Source organism: Pseudoalteromonas sp. APAL1, from assembly GCF_021532475.1.
GTDB classification, from domain to species: Bacteria; Pseudomonadota; Gammaproteobacteria; order Enterobacterales; family Alteromonadaceae; genus Pseudoalteromonas; species Pseudoalteromonas lipolytica_C.
Window position 1 is genome coordinate 1 of the sequence record NZ_JAKGAW010000027.1, and the last position, 16,019, is coordinate 16,019.

Here is a 16,019-nt window from a genome sequence, read left to right on the forward strand (position 1 = left end):
CAGTTTCGCTCGCGCGGAGAAAATTGCGATACTGAGAAAAAATCGATCGCAACCATCTTAAATGGTTTCAAACTAAGAACATACCCAAGACAATTTATTAAAAATTAGTTTTCACACAGTCTGTGCCAATTGCAGACATTAGCAACGCCTGAGCTCAGGTGCATTTGAGACAACGCCTGCTTTTGCGTTAGCAAAAAAGTGGGTGGCGGATCAAATGTCATCTGCAGAGACTTTTTAGGCAGCGTTCACCGTATTCTAGGAACGAGCGTTTACGAGGCACGTGCCGAACTGGCCTTTATGACTTTTGTAAACAACAAAAAAATATTTGGATCAAACTTCGTGTCCACTTCATGCTTCAAGATATTCATAGTTTCAAGGTGCGATTTAGCCATGCGGTATGGCCTGCTAGTCGTCAGTGCATCATACGCATCAATGATCGAAAGTATTCGACTACTCAGGGGAATATCGGCACCAGCCAGTCCGTCCGGGTATCCGCTTCCATCAAATGCTTCATGATGATGTCTGACAATAGACGCGACCTCGTCTCTGTTTGTCAGGAATGTCTCACTAATTATTCTCTCACCGATAACCGAGTGAGCCTTTATCTCTTCCCTTTCATCAGGTGTGAGCTTTCCAGGCTTCGAGAGAACAGTATCACGAACTCCAATCTTACCCACGTCGTGTAATTGACTGGCAATACGCAAGTCATCTAATGAGGGGGCACTCAAATCGGCCGCACGCCCCACTTCCAACGCAAGCGCACAGACGCGGTCACAATGGCCTCTAGTATACGCATCGCGCGCGCACAATGCCGTAATGAGTGATGGGTAAGCATTTTCTTGATCTGGTGCGAGGGCAAAAGCCATTGAATATCTCTCCTTGTTCAGCAACGCCTAACAATTTAATAGTGCGCTCATCACGCATATTTTTGCTGACTTCAAGCTCATCTATCCACATTCCAACAAATAACCGAGGGTATTTCAAGATTTTAAATAAATTTAAATGTAGGATATACGCGTTGCTCGTTTGCTTGACTATATGAATAAACGACACAACTTTATCTATTAATTAGCCCAAAATTTAGCCATCCTCAATGACCGGTTATCGCTCTTTTGAGGCATTCGCCTCAACACGTTTTTGGACAGAAGCGGCTTAGAGTTGGTGCTCTAAGCCATGCAGTTTGGATAAGTTTGGTTAGGGCAAAATCTGGCTAGCTACAGTCCATAAATTCGGTGGCTATTCAACGCTAGTGATTAGTCCATGTCGAATGAAGTCCTGTTTCGAGCTGCTGTTAGTGTATAAGTCTGCCATAATATCTTCTAAATCATGCCATTAAACTAAATGTGAATCTCTAGCTTGTATCAGTGAAATACCAAAATATGCATATCATGACTGAGAGTCTGTTTACGTAACTATCTGATATGACACAGGCTAATCCACTGGTATCATATGCATCATAAAAAATAAGGAATTGATCCAATGGCTGATGAAGTAAAAGACCTGTTTGTTGAAAAAATATTCAAGAACAAAATTAAACCGCCAACTAGAAATGACTTTAAGTTGGACAAGTGGAATCAAGAGTGGGCAAAAGTAGAAGCAGATGCATCAGAGCGAGACAAAAGAGTTTATAAAGCCGGTGTCATTATTGACAGCGTCTTAAGTGAAGTTCGTTCAACATTAGATGACTTATATCTAAAGGCTCCGAAAACATCTTATGAACGATTAATGCTGTCATATGTTGCTTATGCTAACAGAACAATTGCTGTTGCACTCAAATTGGCAAAACAGCAGAACATAACTAACACTCAATCAGTTCTATTAGACGCAAATATCACGGGTAACAAGCATGAGTTAGCAGAGTTAGCACATGGTGCTGTAGATGGTGCTCAACTTGCGATACGAAACTGTCTATATAATATTTCTAAAAGAAATAAATTAGAGGTTTCTGAAGCACCCCTAGATGAAATCAGTTTTGTGATGCAAGAATCTTGGTTATCCCAGTTGTACTGGACTTATACACACTTATGGCAATGTGTTATTTGGTCAGATTTTGATTTAGTCGAGATGGACAAAGAGCAGAAGTTCTTCTCAATTAAACAACCATCCTCGGCATATGAGCTTGCGTTTTTAAATAGCGCTAATCGAAAAGCTAGATTATCTGGTCATAGCACATTGATGGCTATGCAAGGCGTTAACAAAGCTAAGTTTCTTGACGATAAGTTCCCCGTGATTAGAAGACAGAATAAAAAACGGATAGCGTTAGTAATGTCCATTAAAGATGGTGGAGACGATCTCATTACGTGGAATACTCAATGGAGAATTAGAGAGTTTGATCTGCAATCTCACTATCCAGAAAAGTGGTTAACTGATGATTATGGAAAAGGCTTTTCTATATCCGAAGCACTTGAAGTAATGCGATCATTAATGCTTATGGCAAATGATGCTCAGCGTAAGTTTCCAGATGATGATAGTGCTTTCAACATAAACAAGTTGTGTCAGTTCTGTCCAACAGTGCAAGCGTTTTCTTTGAAGCGTGCGCTGACTGTCTCTACGGGTGTAGATGCACTAAAAGTTGAAAAGATCGTAGATTTCCTAACAATAAAACCATCACCAACTAGCGACCTATGGTGCCAACCATTAGTTAAAACTAGCAAAGGTAAGTACGCATTAATGACAAGCGCATTAGGTGCTCCATCAGTGTTTAGGCTTGTTGAGAGGTGGGCTGATGAGTTTGGCATTGATCTTCGTGAAAAAGGTTACACCTATGAAGAAACAATCATAGAAGAACTTAATGATGCTCTTGATAGTAATGAGTTTATCGACGACTACGACAAAGGGTTGTCGAGACGAATAAAACTAGGTGCGGGCAAAGAAGAAGAGTTTGATTTGTTGGCAAGAATTGACGACCTGATCATAGTAGGCGAGGCTAAGTCTATTGTTACAACAGATTCAGAAATTTCGAAGTATCGTACTTCAGAAATTTTGCAGCATGCTGGTGAACAAGTGATTAGGAAAACAGCGTTCTTACAAGACAACATTGAAGAGATTTTTGAACGTTTAGATTGGACTTACGATAAGAACAAAGACTACAAATTTGCTCAGTGCATATTAAACAGTAGTAGCATTTTTGTAGGTCATCAGTTTGCAAATGTGCCAGTTGTCGATGAGTGTATTTTAAGAGCTTATTTCTTATCTAATAAGGTAAAACTAATGACAGTCTCGTCTGGAGTTGGTTTAAAAACAATAGCATGGTATAAGTTGTACGATAACTTAGATGATCTGAAAGCCAATCTGTCAAAATACTTGTCGAGTCCGCCCCAGCTCAATGATCCTAAAGATGCCTACGAGTATAACGATGTTGGATTTCCATACATAACGGAGGATTCATATAAATTAGCAAAGAGTTATCTGATACTTAAAGAATCGAATCCAATGTCCGTGATGGAGCGAGATCATAATTTTCCAGTAATTAAGTCGGATGATTATGAAGCTGAAATTGCTAAGATCAAAGTAGTGATGTAATTCGAGGTTTAATTTATGGAAAGTTTTGCAGACATAAACATTAACAACCAAGAGCTTTTATGTTGGAAAACTCTTACGACTAAAATAGTGGGACCGGGGCGAGTCTTGTCTTTTGCCTATCCATTAGAGCATGTATGGCAAAACAATCAAAGAGAAAAAGGACAGGCATAAAATAATCTAACATATTTTTAATCCCTGACTCTAGGCTAAGCTTTGTTATCAAGTAGTGAGAGCTAAGGGGTCAAGCCGCTTGCTTCACAATATGGGAAAAGCGTAGATCTGCTATTCGCTCTTTCTTGACTTGAAGATATTGCCAATATTTTAAAAGCAAGGGGTGACCCCTCGCCTACAAATCAAGGAACAGCTTTTCGCTCGATTGAGACCTTAACTCAAACGCACTTTGGGGCAATAAGAACACTGCCTGCGTTACATCAACAATCGGTTTCTCTCGATATTTTAATCGCGTCTTCAATCTCTATTCCCAAATATCTCAGCGGAAAATTTGACCGACAACAGCGCCTTATTAAGTACGATCACCTTTTAATCTCAGGAGCATATCACTCCCTCTTTCCAAAAGATCTTCATAGGTTAAGACCTTAATTTTACCGCTGAAGAATATATTTCTTCTACGTAACCTCTCTTTATCTAACTCAGACAAGCTATCCCGTCTGCCAATAACGACAAAACCTGACGGTGAATAAAGACCATTTAACGAAGTTCTTGCGTATGGGTTGTTTTTATCAATCCAGTCTAGCCAATCCAATATCTGTTGCTCTGCATGCACGAGATGACTAGTTGGATTACCAGCCTTTGTATATAACTTGAGATTTGATGATTCAAGTTCCACCACATCACATGAACCATCATATTTCTCGAGCGCATAATCTGTTTCGTACTCTCCACCTAAGCGGTGCTTGGGTATAACTCGCTTATATTCAAACCCGAATAATATGGGGTTTCTGGATAAATGTTCCTGTATAGAGTTTTCATTTCGTTTTTCAGACTCTAACAGTACTGTGAACTCATCAATTGCCAACTGTAAACTCAGTAGCAATCGATCTGCGCTTTCTAGATTCGAGAGTTCTTCCTTGATGGTTTGTCTAATAATAGAAATATCAGATGGGGAGTAATGTTTTTCAGGGTCTATACTAGATAATAGCTTTTTTGCACTTTCGAACTCATCAGATTGTCGAGACGTAAGACGATATCTCTCACCTTGAAGTTTGAAGCCACCCTCAATCATCTTGCGGTGTAATATAGCTAGCTCATCCTCGCAATCGGGAGTGTTTGGATAAACTGGGACTTCAGATATCGCAGCTATGGCTAAAGTACTTAGAATATCTTCCTCATAATCTTCTTCTAGAATTTGATCAAGAAGATGACAAACTTCCATCTCTCCACGATCTACATTGAATGAAAAGCATATAATGTGAATAGTTCGTTTACCGCCTTCATTAGAATAAATTAGCTCTTTTGCAATATTTATTAGATCAAAGTTGTTCATTTTGGGACTATCATCATCCTCAACCTGTTGAGAATGAATAGCATTTGCAAGTCCTTTATTTTCTCCTGTGAGAATCGTGAGCCTACGCTGTCCGTCTTTCCATTTATCTAATCTACTCACCGATACTCCCTGAGTACTTAACATTTTAGTATTTATGCGACACGCAGTCTGTGTTGCATAATCGCTTGTTGGACTGAGCCGCTATTTTGTCGCTACATCTAAATTCATGCAACTCTGTCAGATTTAATCGGTGCCACATAAATCAAACCTGACAAAACGGTAATTAAAAATAAAAAACCTAATTATAAATAATTATTTAAGCTTCTTAGCTAAAATGCAGATGTAGTTTATGTCTGACTGCGCTTGTTACATCTGAAAGTTCTATTTTTGATTTATTATCAAAATGAGCATCCTCTATAATAGTTATGAAATTACCACTCAGACTATCGATAAAATCACTGATTAAGTTCGTATCAACCACAAAGTGAAAATTATCACACATAAAGTAATCACTTAATGCATCTGTAATAATTTCTCTTATTAAAAAAAGATCATCACTTGTAGTTATATGAAATTGTAAATACGCTGATATTTTTTTGATAAATTCATAATTGTTAATACGAAACTCTTCTAAAACACGCTTGTTTGAAATCTCATTTTGCTTTGTAATTGTAGAGTAAAATATCTCATCACTTTGCCGAGAAGCTTGTCCTGAAATGTGAAGTGCAATATTCACAAAAGTTTTTGCGCATTCATAATTTGAAAACCTCACACTATCTATTTCCCTGTAGCCAGCAACATTTTTTTGGATAAAACCAACTGTGCCTTGACCGTTACTTATCAATGAAAGATTTCGGTTTTCTTTCAGCACTGAAACTAGTTTAAAACAGTTCTTGTCAACTTGTTCGAGGAAAGGTTTTATTGTAGCAGCAATAAGATTTGATGCTGATGAAAAGCTTAACTTTCTATTCTTATGGCGAAACTTTTCACATAATTTTTCTGCATTTAACTCAAAGTATTTCACTTTATTTTCGAGAGATGCATGAAGAGATGAGTAATTTTTATTTGCCAAGAACTGCGACCATAGATCAAAGCTTTTACATTTTGACTTTATTCCGATACCAATACTTTTGGTATTTTCATAAAAAGACTCAGCGGTTAATTTGAGTAACTCTGTAGTAAAAATCATAATTTTTTCTCAGCATCAGACATAGGAGGTCGTTTAAGCAGCTAATGCATTAAAAAATGATTTGGACTTAGTAATATTGAGATATTTGATGATGGTCGACCACAACCAAGTCAGTTAAATACTGCCTTCGAATGCTAGTTATATTAGCACTGTCCCAAAAGCATAGTAAAAAATAGGAATAAAGAAATCAAGAGAGATATTAGAGGTAATTGAATCTTTAATATTAAAGATGAAATGGTGGCCCCTCCCAGACTTGAACTGGGGACCTAACGATTCTGGTTACCCACTACTTTCGTAATGGCCTGGACTATATCATCACCCTAGATAACTTTATCTGTGGGGTGTCGGACGCTAATGATGTATTACACAGCAAGTTCGTGCTGAACCATCTAGTCTCTGAACCTTCTCCAAACGCTTTTGGAGCTTGGCTGCTGATTAGCATGTTTAAATAAACGAAGCCTTCCAGCAATTCATCCGATTTTCCATATGCCATTACTGACATAGGTCACAATTTCTTATGAGTCGTGTGCTCTAACCAACTGAGCTAAGGGGCCAAATTTTCATTTTAAGTATGCACTTAAAAATAAGTGGAAATACTAACGGAATTACCGTTTAACTTCAAGGCATTGCACCTTTTCTTTGCCCTTATAAGTACACACCAAATTCTTATACCACATAAGAACTGGGGACCTAACGATTATGAGGCCCAATAGACGAGATTGGAAGCCTGCAAAATTAGCAGCTATTAAAGTGGTCTACACCATGTGCTTACCAGTATTTCCACCACATCTATCTCGTTCGTGGTGGATTCCCATTTTGTGCGTAGTAAGGCTTAATTTTGGACAATTAATTTGCTTTGGTAAGCATAAGCCTGTACCACTTTAAACAATGAGTTGTGGCATGATGGATACGCCAAGCTGTTCTTTGAATTTGGGGCTCAATAACTCGATACGGCTATAAATCCAGTCTACTAACTCCTCGCCAGTCATAATCTTAATATTGTGCTCAGCGGCAAAGGAAACAGTAGAATCTTCAACATTACCCGTAGTGATGACCCACTTGTCATGATGTTCATCTTCATCAATTGAGATCAATTGCTTTACTGCCCAGTCGCTTGTACTTCCCTTGTGGTGCTTAACTTGAATGAAGACTCTATTTGAAGACACTGGATCATTTCGAGTTGCGGTAATATCTATATCAGATATGTCGGAAGATTGATTTTTAGCTTCTATTTGTGCAGTGTAACCTTCAATCTCCAGTAACTCTTTAACTAGTTGCTCAAGACCATATCCGCCACTTTTTAACTTGGTGTTTCCATTAACCAAGTTCGTAAGAAGGTTTGCTTTAAATGATTCCGTTTTTTCATCTTTTTTTTGCTGAAATATGCTGTCAAAACATACCTTATTATCAGTTTCTAATTGATATACATAATCGGATATTTCATCACGAAACTCATTTAATGAAGCAATAGACATCCTGATTTTTAGTCTGCTTTCTAGACCTTGAGATAACTTTGATCGTGGAATTCTAACAGCGAAGCCTTGTTCATTTTTGAAATAATCAACGGTAATTCGGTTTTCGCCATATTGGATTCCTTCGGCATAGCTTTTTTGCCCTCGTACCTTGCCAATCACTATTGCCCTATATACAGGGATAACGACCACATCACCTTTTTTCAATTCATAAAATCGCTTCATTTGGTTTCTGTGTCGGCCAACAGTTATGCCCTTACTTGCAAGGTAATTACAAATAGAGTTTATTGAGTCAAACGCTGAAAAATTTGCCTGTCCCCAGCCATATCCCGCTAAGTTGTCGGCGATTAATTCATGAGGACTTCTGACGAGAACAATATTTGAAAGACCGGTCATTTTAAGCCACTTCTTTTTTCTTTGTTTTTGTAAAGTTTACTATTTTCACAGGAACCATCGCTAAGCTAACTCTTTTATATTTCAATGTTTTTCGCAAGCGTTCATAAGTGAGTTTCAATTCATACTTAGCCATTAGGGGTAAGCTTTCTTTTGTAGGTTTTTCCTTTTTATCATCGTAGAGAAGAAACATCTGAACTTCATAATTAGCACCCACAACATCTTCAGTAGATGCCTTAATGTGCTGTAGAAATTCATCGCTTTTAAGGTGTCCTGATTTTTCAATGAACTCCCTAATTTCTTTAAGAAATACATCATCAGTTAAAAAGAATTCACAATAAAATCGAGTTTGAGAAAATAAATAATTTATTGAACTACAACCACCATATTTTTTGACTTGAACGATACGAGCTATATTGTTATCAAGCTCTAGTATGTCGCAAAACTCCTTGTCTTTTCTGGCTAGGCCAATTTTAAGTTTTGCAGTATCAAATTTAATAGCATTTTTGTTTACTTCACAATACTTGTCGTTGAATATGCCTTCTCGATTCTGGCTGCTTTGAATACAAGATATATCAATACCATTAAAATGTTCAGCTAGAGTATCTTCTGGAAGGTCATTCGTAATAAAATTATTTAAAGCAGAATAAAAGTCAGTATCAACCTGTCGCCACTCACCTAATGACAATATGTAGTACTGAGAATCATGCTGAATTTCTGCAACAATACAGGAATACAAACTCCAACAGACATTACCTAAGATCTTGTCTTCATCATGAGAGTACGCGTAAACCTTTTTGGTATTAAGGGATTTAAGAGTAACCTCGTCTTTCGATTTAAATATTGCTTGAGCTCCATGGTACAAATCTTCGATTCTAATATGCGAGACTATGTGATTGTTTAACTTTTCTTTATTCGAGTAAGAAAAACTGTACTCGTCATCGGATAAAAACTCTGGAATAGCAAAATGTATTGTATCTAGTTGTTCGCTTTTTAATTTGTCTATGAGTAAGTTATCTAGGGTTTCTTGAGTTTCTTCTGTAACAGGTGAGAGGTTGGGGTAGTTTGGAAACAACTCTTTATATGCTTCTGAGCCATAAGAATTTACAAATTCATCGAGAAAAGCAATTAACCTTTCCCAACTTAGCTTTTCTTCGCCAATGATTTTAATTGTTAGGCAGTCTTTACCTTGTAATGTAATATTCTTATTATCTTGGATGTGAGCAGATATGTATCTCAAAAACTCTATTTCTGACATACCAAAATCAAAGGAGTTTGAAGGTTTACTCAGTTGGCGATCAATAACTTGGGTTGTGTGTGATTGTATTGAGCTTTTAGCTTGACGAACTTCTTCGTTGCCGCACATGTTCATCGCAACTTTGATACCAAAGTCAGGCTCAAACTTTTTCTTATCAAGCCAGCTTATGCCTCTAGTTCCAAATGCAGCTGCGTATACGCGATTGTCTTTTTCGATTAATAATAGCCCACTTGGGCGCTCAGAACGGGGTCTGAATTCAAGAAGCTGCCCATCCTCCAAATTTTCATTTATAAAATCTATCCAAGGGGGAGTTTCATTGGCTGGATTTTTGACCTGCTGGCAATAAAAAACACATTGATGATCGGAAACAGTAAACTGTCTGATTTTAAAGTTATCGTTATCTTGCTCTGGAAGCTTGCCACTTTCTATAACATCAGCAAATGATTTACCTGCTTTTGATAAATACAGTGTTATTTTTCCTAATTCGCACTCCATTGAAAAATCCCTCTTAGTAGATCCAAGATACTGATCTATCAGAATTAGTAATAAAAAACAAATTACGGCATTTTTTTGTTAACGGTCATACTTAGAGCTAACACTTTCCCTAATAGCACATAGTTCAATTCAACTAACTCTATGGATTTACAGGGCTTTCTTAGCAAGGCATACTTATACTTTATAAGTAAAGGTGTGATTAGTATATCTATCGAGTTTTTACTTTTGCGCTTGTAACCCTAATAAACTCAACATAACATGACTTAAGCTTTTTATCTTTATCAGCTGAGTCAGGCGAAAATAAGTTAAAAAATAATGCAAAATTCTTTTTGTCTTTTCTTAGGTCACCTGTCCAATCGAAATACTTCGAACTTCGTAGTAAAACTTCAGCAAATAGCGCGTCATTTACAACTCTTACTAGGTTTTCACAAACTAGCCCAATCTCTTGTATAGCTGGTAGATCTACATGTATTGGTTTTTCTAGGTATGTGTAATGCTCATCCAACCCAAGAGCCATGGCGTTAGTAGAGCCTAAATGTCCTGAACGATGGACAACACAGTGTCTCAGATGCCCAACAATATCGAATTCATTAAATATATCTGTAAGCTCTTTATACTTGTTATCATTCAGGCTAATACCTGTAAATTTATTGACAGTGTCTTTAATATTTTTACTGCTATGAAATGAAGTACTTTCTAATAATGCTTCAGGCAATAAAGATGTATGATGATACACCGCTGCACCATAAGGAAGCATGTGTTTATAGCTTAGCTTTCGACTGTGTTCGTCGATTGATATTAAGCGCCTGATTACGCAGCGGAAATAACTTTCTACAGAGGATACGAAACCTAGAATTAGCAAGTTTGAAAGTTGTTGCCATTCAGCGCTTTTTTCGGCAGCTAGTGACGTATAAGCACCAGTAGTAGGGTTTAGTAGAGAAGCCCCTAATAGTCTTAAATTATTTTGCTTTTTTGCATTAAACAGATCAATCGGAGACTTATCTTCCTCAATATATTCATTATCGAAGAAACTGATGGACTTTATGCTTGAAGACTTTCGTGTGCCAGATATTGATGGGTTGAATGTTTGTTTTATTTTCGCCATTAATATAAAAACTCATTGGTCCATGAAACTATTTTGTTAACGATTCTCTCTGAATGAACCTTCCCAACTCCCTTTATTCGCCTAAGCTCGGCAGCAGTATCACTTGACGATATTACGTCTTCGATAGTTTCATACGTAGTTTCTGCAATAACTCTCTTTTGAAAAGGTGTTAGTGGAATTTCTAATAATTTTTGCGCCATACACTTTTTGAAAATAGAACCATCAACCAATTCACTGCCACAGATATGGCAGAATTTCTGCCCTTCAGCAATTCTTTGTGATTGACATGAAGGACATGGAGGCAAATTTAAGACTAATGAGGAAATGTCATCATTTGAAAGTAATTTATTAAACTTACGCCTTACGGGTTGCGGTGGTTTCTTGTTATTTAAAACATCTAATATGTCAGAAGCTTTAAAGCCTCGGCTCTTAATTATTGATTTTGTATTAACTAACAACGATATATGCGGAATGAATCTTCGAAGCTTTCTTCCAGGCCCATGGGAAACTTCATCTTGCTCATAAAGTAACCCTGCTTCAATAAGAAATTTAATCATTCTTTCGGCCTTATTATCGATATCCGATATACCTATCGATATGACCTTTTCCTCTGACTGAGTCTTTTCGTAGTTAAAAGCTTTTACTTCACTGAGAATTGAGTTTAAAAATGTCTCTCCAATATTAATAATTCCAGTAAACTGACTCAGCTTTTGGGATATAGATTTATATTCCTCAATGATATTTTTACATTTTTCTTCAAGTATTGAATTAAACTTTGATTGTGCAGTTTTCCGATCGGATTCAATGAATGATCTAATAAACATAATGTAAGCTCTTGGTATTCCAAAAGAGCAGAACATTAAAAGCTGTTTCATGTCATCGTCTATTGTTAGATTATCACTAAACCTTGCAATAATAACGGCCTTCATGAAATCAATATATTCAGGGTCGGAAACATTTAGCCATAACGGAACTCTTTCAGCATCTTGCCCCAAGTGAAATCTTGGACCATATTTAGTAGAGCCGGGGTAAACACTTGCTTTTGGTGAAATTTTTGTACTTTTTAAGCTTCTAAAAATATCAAAAAACTCTACTAAATAGTCATTAGTTAAAGTAAGTGCAGCGTCATCTAATAATAAAATAGCTCGTTTACGATTTGTGTGAGATAGAACGCTTTCTATATAATCCTGAACGGTTCTGACATTTAAAAAAGAAACTAATTCTTTATATTCTTCAGAGTAATTCTGCTTTTCAATATCAATTACAAAGCTTCTTAAATCCGACTCGGTGAACTCTATATTCTGGGGTAATATTTTATATTCTTCGAAGCAAGCTATCACTATTTTTGCCAGTACCCATGAGTGAAATATGCTGATAGCGTTAGAGCTTTCATGAAGGTAGGTTTCTAGCCGTAAATAGTGGTTGAAAGTAACGTAAATTGACAAAGGTTTGGAGTTGTCATTTACGCAAGAGTAATGAGCAAAGCGCATCTGATGTGTTTTGCCAGTTCCCCTTGGACCTGTTATTAATTTTGCACCAACTTGGATCAACTTCTTTTGAATATTGTTGAAGTGCTTACTAGTTACAGTCCAATCGTTAAGCTTTTCGAACTCCAAATAATCTGCACGCTCTTCAAATTCAGCCTGCTCTAATGCATCTTCAATTTTATTTTGTGCGGACTTATAAACCATCACGATCCCTAAAACCTATTACTTAGTTAGCAAACACTATTCTTTGAAGTATCCTTTTAGCCAAGTTAAGGCGAGCTTTTTATCTTTTTCTGGAATAGCTTGCAAAATAGCTACAGTGTTAATTTTACCTGTTTGATCATCCCAAAAGTTCTTTTTAATTACATTATGTCTACCACAAAGTAATTGAAAGTTTTCTAATGTGTGTTCACCCTGATCATTATCAGCATGCGCAGTCTTATGATCAACTTGTAGTTTAACAGTACCACCGCCTATTGGGTCTATATCACCTTCTCTCAGGTTGCAATCAGGATGAGAACAAATGGGGTTAAGCTTAAGTAGGTCTGCTTTTATTTTTTTATTGATTGCTTTTCTGCTTTTAGCCGTTTCGCGTTTTTCAGCATTTGGCATGACATATTCGCTAACTGTTAGGTCCTTTGTATCTCTCCATGACAATACTGTGTAACCTAAATCTGTTCTCAGTTCAGAAAGTCGCTGATGCCAATTCTCGGGAACAACACCTGTATCTGGGTTGGTGGCGACTTGTTGAATTTGCTCTCTAGTTACAATTACTCCCAAATTATCTAAGAAGAACTGCTCAATACGTTTTCTAATACTACCTTGTGTATATTTTTTATTAACTTTGTTTAACCGGCTATACTGCAAAATTTCATTCCTTGATAAAGTAACATATACCAAGATGTTATCGCGTCGCAGTTTGTGCGTAAAGATCTAGTTGTATCGATATTGATGAAGTTTAGTAATTAATTGGCTCTGATATTTCAGAGCCAATTAATTATTTAAAACAATAAAAAATTTTAATTGAAGTTGTGTACAGAAAACTTGTAATTTGTATCAATATTAGAAATGTGTTTTAGCCTTTTTTCTGTGATGTCTGATATAAGATTAAATCCCATTTTTGCTGCGATATGGGAAGGCGCTATAGATTCGTCTTTCTCAACTAAAATGACTTTGCGTTTACCACCGTCGATACAGTTCAAATTATGTGCTGCATGAGCTGTGGTGCCTGTTCCAGCAAAAAAATCTAATATTAACGAACTATCAGAAGTGTGTGAAAACAGAAGGTCTTCGATTAACTCAATGGGCTTCGGGGTTTCAAAGACCTTATCTCCATAAATGTCTTTTATTTGCTTGGTGGCTCTTTCTGTTAAATATCGGTTATCACTCCACAAGCTTCTTATTTTGGTTCTCTTTTCTGCTGTACTATAGTTTTTAACATATATGACACCATTTGGACTAGCGTATAGCTTCCAAGCCTCATTTTTCGCTTTATCTTTACCCCAGAGCCAGCGACGCTCTATCCCTTTGCTATCAAGAGGATATACTTCTTTTAGATTGCCCGTAGTATTTTCTGTAAATACTTTTCCTTCATCATTGTAATATAGTGGGTAAAACATGTTGGGCCGGTCTTCTCGTCTACTAGCGTCACCTTTTTTCCTAAATAAACCATCCACTTTATAGCGCCCATATTCATCTTCTTTATCATATTTTGAAGCGTCATCAGCCATTCCAAGTATTTTGCTTTTGCTAGATTTACCGTATACAAGGACATATTCATGGTTCACCGCTATATTTTTTTTACTACCTTTTCCATTCACGCTTCTGCAAACAGCTATATTACCGATAAAATTATCTTCTCCAAAAATAGTATCAAGAAGAATTCTTAGATAAGGCTGTTCATAATCATCAATACTAACAGTGATGATCCCTGTGTCTTTTAAAAGTTCACGCGCCCAAACAAGCCTTGGCAACATAAATGACATCCATGAAGAATGAGAGCCAAATAAGCCGCTCTGCTGACTCACCCTAGTATCATTGTAGATGAATGAATTAGTCGTGTTATAGGGAGGATCTATATAGCAAAAATCAACGTTATTTTGCTGTGATTCATACAGCGATGTCAAGACGTCTAAATTGTCGCCGCAAAACAGAGTGCAATCTGCTTTTAGATCTAGATCATTGAGATTCTTTATTATTGAGTCAAAATCCAAGTCAAGCTGCATTTCTAAGCCGAGAGATGCTGCTATGTTTGCTATTTTCGAATGTACTACTGAACTCATTTCTTCTCCTTAACGTCCGAGGCATTATATCTCGCGATCGCAAATAAAACTAAATTTATAACTAACAAAAGGATGCCAACTATAAAATTTTTTGCTTAACCTATTGAGCAACCTTCAATTATTAGATGGTTGTAGATGTTGTAAACGACCCTCAAAGACTGGACGGTATACATAGTTGTGTAAATAGGGTGTAAATGCATGTCCATCTATAAACGTAAGAATTCAAGGTTCTACTACTGTGAAATCAATATCAACGGCAAGACGTTAATTCGCAGTACTAAAACTACTAAAAAGTCACTAGCATTGCGCTTTGAGAGTCAACTACGAGAAACGTTGTATAGGCAGCACGTATTAGGTGATAGACCGATTATCACTTTAGCTGAAGCAATACTGGAATACGCAACTAGCAAGAGTGGCTCGGTCAATCAACAAAACCTTGATACACAGATTAGAACGCTGAATGCTCAACTATCCCGTGTGTATTCACTCCAAGCTGATTTACATGGCTTAAATGGTGGTCACTTAACGAGGTTGGTATCGCTTAGACGCAAAGATGGGGTTACAGAAGGCACTATCAGGTTAATGCTTACCACTTTAAAAGGGGTTGTTAATTGGTCAAAATCAGCCGGTTACTTGCAACCAGAAAATCTTGTAATACCTAAACTACGTGTTAATAATCAACGAACTAGAACCTTGTCTAACCATGAAGAAGTTCAGCTACTCGAACGATTGAAACTGAACAAAAATCCAGATGATTATGACCTGGTAGTTTTATTGCTGGATACTGCGGCTAGATTAAATGAAATCCAACAATTACATTGGGAATCTGTCGATTTAGAAACAGCTGAACTTCACTTGTGGCGAACTAAAACAAATACGGCATCTGTCCTAAAACTTACAGAGCGTTCATTAAATATTTTAAAACGTCGATACGAATCGAGTACCCAAAAAGAACTCGTATTCCCATCAAAAGCAGGTGGCTTACGCAGAACTACACCTAAATCAATTCAAAACGTATATAAAGAGCTTGGTTTGGAAGGATTTTGCACTCACTCCATTCGTCATACAACAGCGTCCAAACTAGTTAAAAACGGTATGAGCTTATTTGCAGTTTCTAAACTTTTAGGGCACTCAAATATTTCAATGTCACAGCGCTATTCTCACTTGGAGCAAAAGGCTGTAGCAAATCAAGCAGTTGAAATTCTCAATAACAATTAATAACTTAACTTGGCACTGAACGCTGATAAAAGTTTCGCCGAGATTTGGTAAGCCCGTTGAACTCAAGCATAAATAACTATGAAGCTAAACGACT

At 37.0% G+C, this 16,019-nt stretch carries 12 protein-coding genes; 3 read left to right on the forward strand and 9 right to left on the reverse strand.

All coding sequences use genetic code 11. From position 1 onward, the window contains the following. Nucleotides 1-269 precede the first annotated feature (269 nt). Nucleotides 270-866, reverse strand: a complete 597-nt coding sequence (locus L1264_RS13585) for an HD-GYP domain-containing protein (protein ID WP_004589546.1) — start codon at nucleotides 864-866, stop codon at nucleotides 270-272. 613 nt (nucleotides 867-1,479) lie between these two features. Here L1264_RS13585 and L1264_RS13590 point away from each other — a divergent pair. Continuing rightward, entirely contained in the window at nucleotides 1,480-3,522 is a 2,043-nt protein-coding gene (locus L1264_RS13590) for a hypothetical protein (protein ID WP_199528341.1), read from the forward strand. Nucleotides 3,523-3,537: 15 nt separating this feature from the next. Then, a complete protein-coding gene (locus L1264_RS13595) occupies nucleotides 3,538-3,693 on the forward strand; it encodes a hypothetical protein (protein ID WP_199528340.1) in 156 nt (51 codons plus the stop codon). A gap of 352 nt (nucleotides 3,694-4,045) precedes the next feature. Here L1264_RS13595 and L1264_RS13600 read toward each other — a convergent pair whose 3' ends face one another. The 8 genes from L1264_RS13600 to L1264_RS13635 form a co-directional block, all read right to left on the reverse strand. After that, complete coding sequence (locus tag L1264_RS13600; RefSeq protein WP_199528339.1) at nucleotides 4,046-5,146, reverse strand: Shedu anti-phage system protein SduA domain-containing protein; 1,101 nt, start codon at nucleotides 5,144-5,146, stop codon at nucleotides 4,046-4,048. A 205-nt stretch (nucleotides 5,147-5,351) separates the two neighbouring features. Then, nucleotides 5,352-6,215 (reverse strand): hypothetical protein, encoded by an 864-nt coding sequence (locus tag L1264_RS13605; protein ID WP_199528338.1) that lies wholly within the window; start codon nucleotides 6,213-6,215, stop codon nucleotides 5,352-5,354. Between the two features lie 881 nt (nucleotides 6,216-7,096). Beyond that, the gene (locus L1264_RS13610) at nucleotides 7,097-8,083 is read right to left on the reverse strand and encodes a restriction endonuclease (RefSeq protein ID WP_235404116.1); all 987 of its coding nucleotides are present in this window, start codon (nucleotides 8,081-8,083) and stop codon (nucleotides 7,097-7,099) included. 1 nt (nucleotide 8,084) lies between these two features. Continuing rightward, complete coding sequence (locus tag L1264_RS13615; protein ID WP_235404118.1) at nucleotides 8,085-9,833, reverse strand: DUF6119 family protein; 1,749 nt, start codon at nucleotides 9,831-9,833, stop codon at nucleotides 8,085-8,087. A gap of 208 nt (nucleotides 9,834-10,041) precedes the next feature. Beyond that, a complete protein-coding gene (locus L1264_RS13620) occupies nucleotides 10,042-10,938 on the reverse strand; it encodes a hypothetical protein (RefSeq protein WP_235404120.1) in 897 nt (298 codons plus the stop codon). Beyond that, a complete protein-coding gene (locus L1264_RS13625) occupies nucleotides 10,938-12,629 on the reverse strand; it encodes an ORC-CDC6 family AAA ATPase (RefSeq protein ID WP_442960444.1) in 1,692 nt (563 codons plus the stop codon). The genes L1264_RS13620 and L1264_RS13625 overlap by 1 nt, the downstream gene beginning before the upstream one ends. A gap of 36 nt (nucleotides 12,630-12,665) precedes the next feature. Continuing rightward, a complete protein-coding gene (locus L1264_RS13630; protein ID WP_235404123.1) occupies nucleotides 12,666-13,325 on the reverse strand; it encodes a hypothetical protein in 660 nt (219 codons plus the stop codon). 119 nt (nucleotides 13,326-13,444) lie between these two features. Then, nucleotides 13,445-14,707, reverse strand: a complete 1,263-nt coding sequence (locus L1264_RS13635; protein ID WP_235404125.1) for a site-specific DNA-methyltransferase — start codon at nucleotides 14,705-14,707, stop codon at nucleotides 13,445-13,447. A gap of 198 nt (nucleotides 14,708-14,905) precedes the next feature. Here L1264_RS13635 and L1264_RS13640 point away from each other — a divergent pair, with 198 nt between their 5' ends. Further along, the gene (locus L1264_RS13640) at nucleotides 14,906-15,925 is read left to right on the forward strand and encodes a site-specific integrase (protein WP_235404127.1); all 1,020 of its coding nucleotides are present in this window, start codon (nucleotides 14,906-14,908) and stop codon (nucleotides 15,923-15,925) included. The last annotated feature ends 94 nt before the right edge of the window (nucleotides 15,926-16,019 follow it).

Coding starts and splice junctions, on each gene's coding strand:
- L1264_RS13615 (WP_235404118.1), bottom strand. CDS start 9,833: ATGGAGTGCGAATTAGGAAAAATAACACTGTATTTATCAAAAGCAGGT.
- L1264_RS13585 (WP_004589546.1), bottom strand. CDS start 866: ATGGCTTTTGCCCTCGCACCAGATCAAGAAAATGCTTACCCATCACTC.
- L1264_RS13610 (WP_235404116.1), bottom strand. CDS start 8,083: ATGACCGGTCTTTCAAATATTGTTCTCGTCAGAAGTCCTCATGAATTA.
- L1264_RS13620 (WP_235404120.1), bottom strand. CDS start 10,938: ATGGCGAAAATAAAACAAACATTCAACCCATCAATATCTGGCACACGA.
- L1264_RS13640 (WP_235404127.1), top strand. CDS start 14,906: ATGTCCATCTATAAACGTAAGAATTCAAGGTTCTACTACTGTGAAATC.
- L1264_RS13605 (WP_199528338.1), bottom strand. CDS start 6,215: ATGATTTTTACTACAGAGTTACTCAAATTAACCGCTGAGTCTTTTTAT.
- L1264_RS13595 (WP_199528340.1), top strand. CDS start 3,538: ATGGAAAGTTTTGCAGACATAAACATTAACAACCAAGAGCTTTTATGT.
- L1264_RS13625 (WP_442960444.1), bottom strand. CDS start 12,629: ATGGTTTATAAGTCCGCACAAAATAAAATTGAAGATGCATTAGAGCAG.
- L1264_RS13590 (WP_199528341.1), top strand. CDS start 1,480: ATGGCTGATGAAGTAAAAGACCTGTTTGTTGAAAAAATATTCAAGAAC.
- L1264_RS13635 (WP_235404125.1), bottom strand. CDS start 14,707: ATGAGTTCAGTAGTACATTCGAAAATAGCAAACATAGCAGCATCTCTC.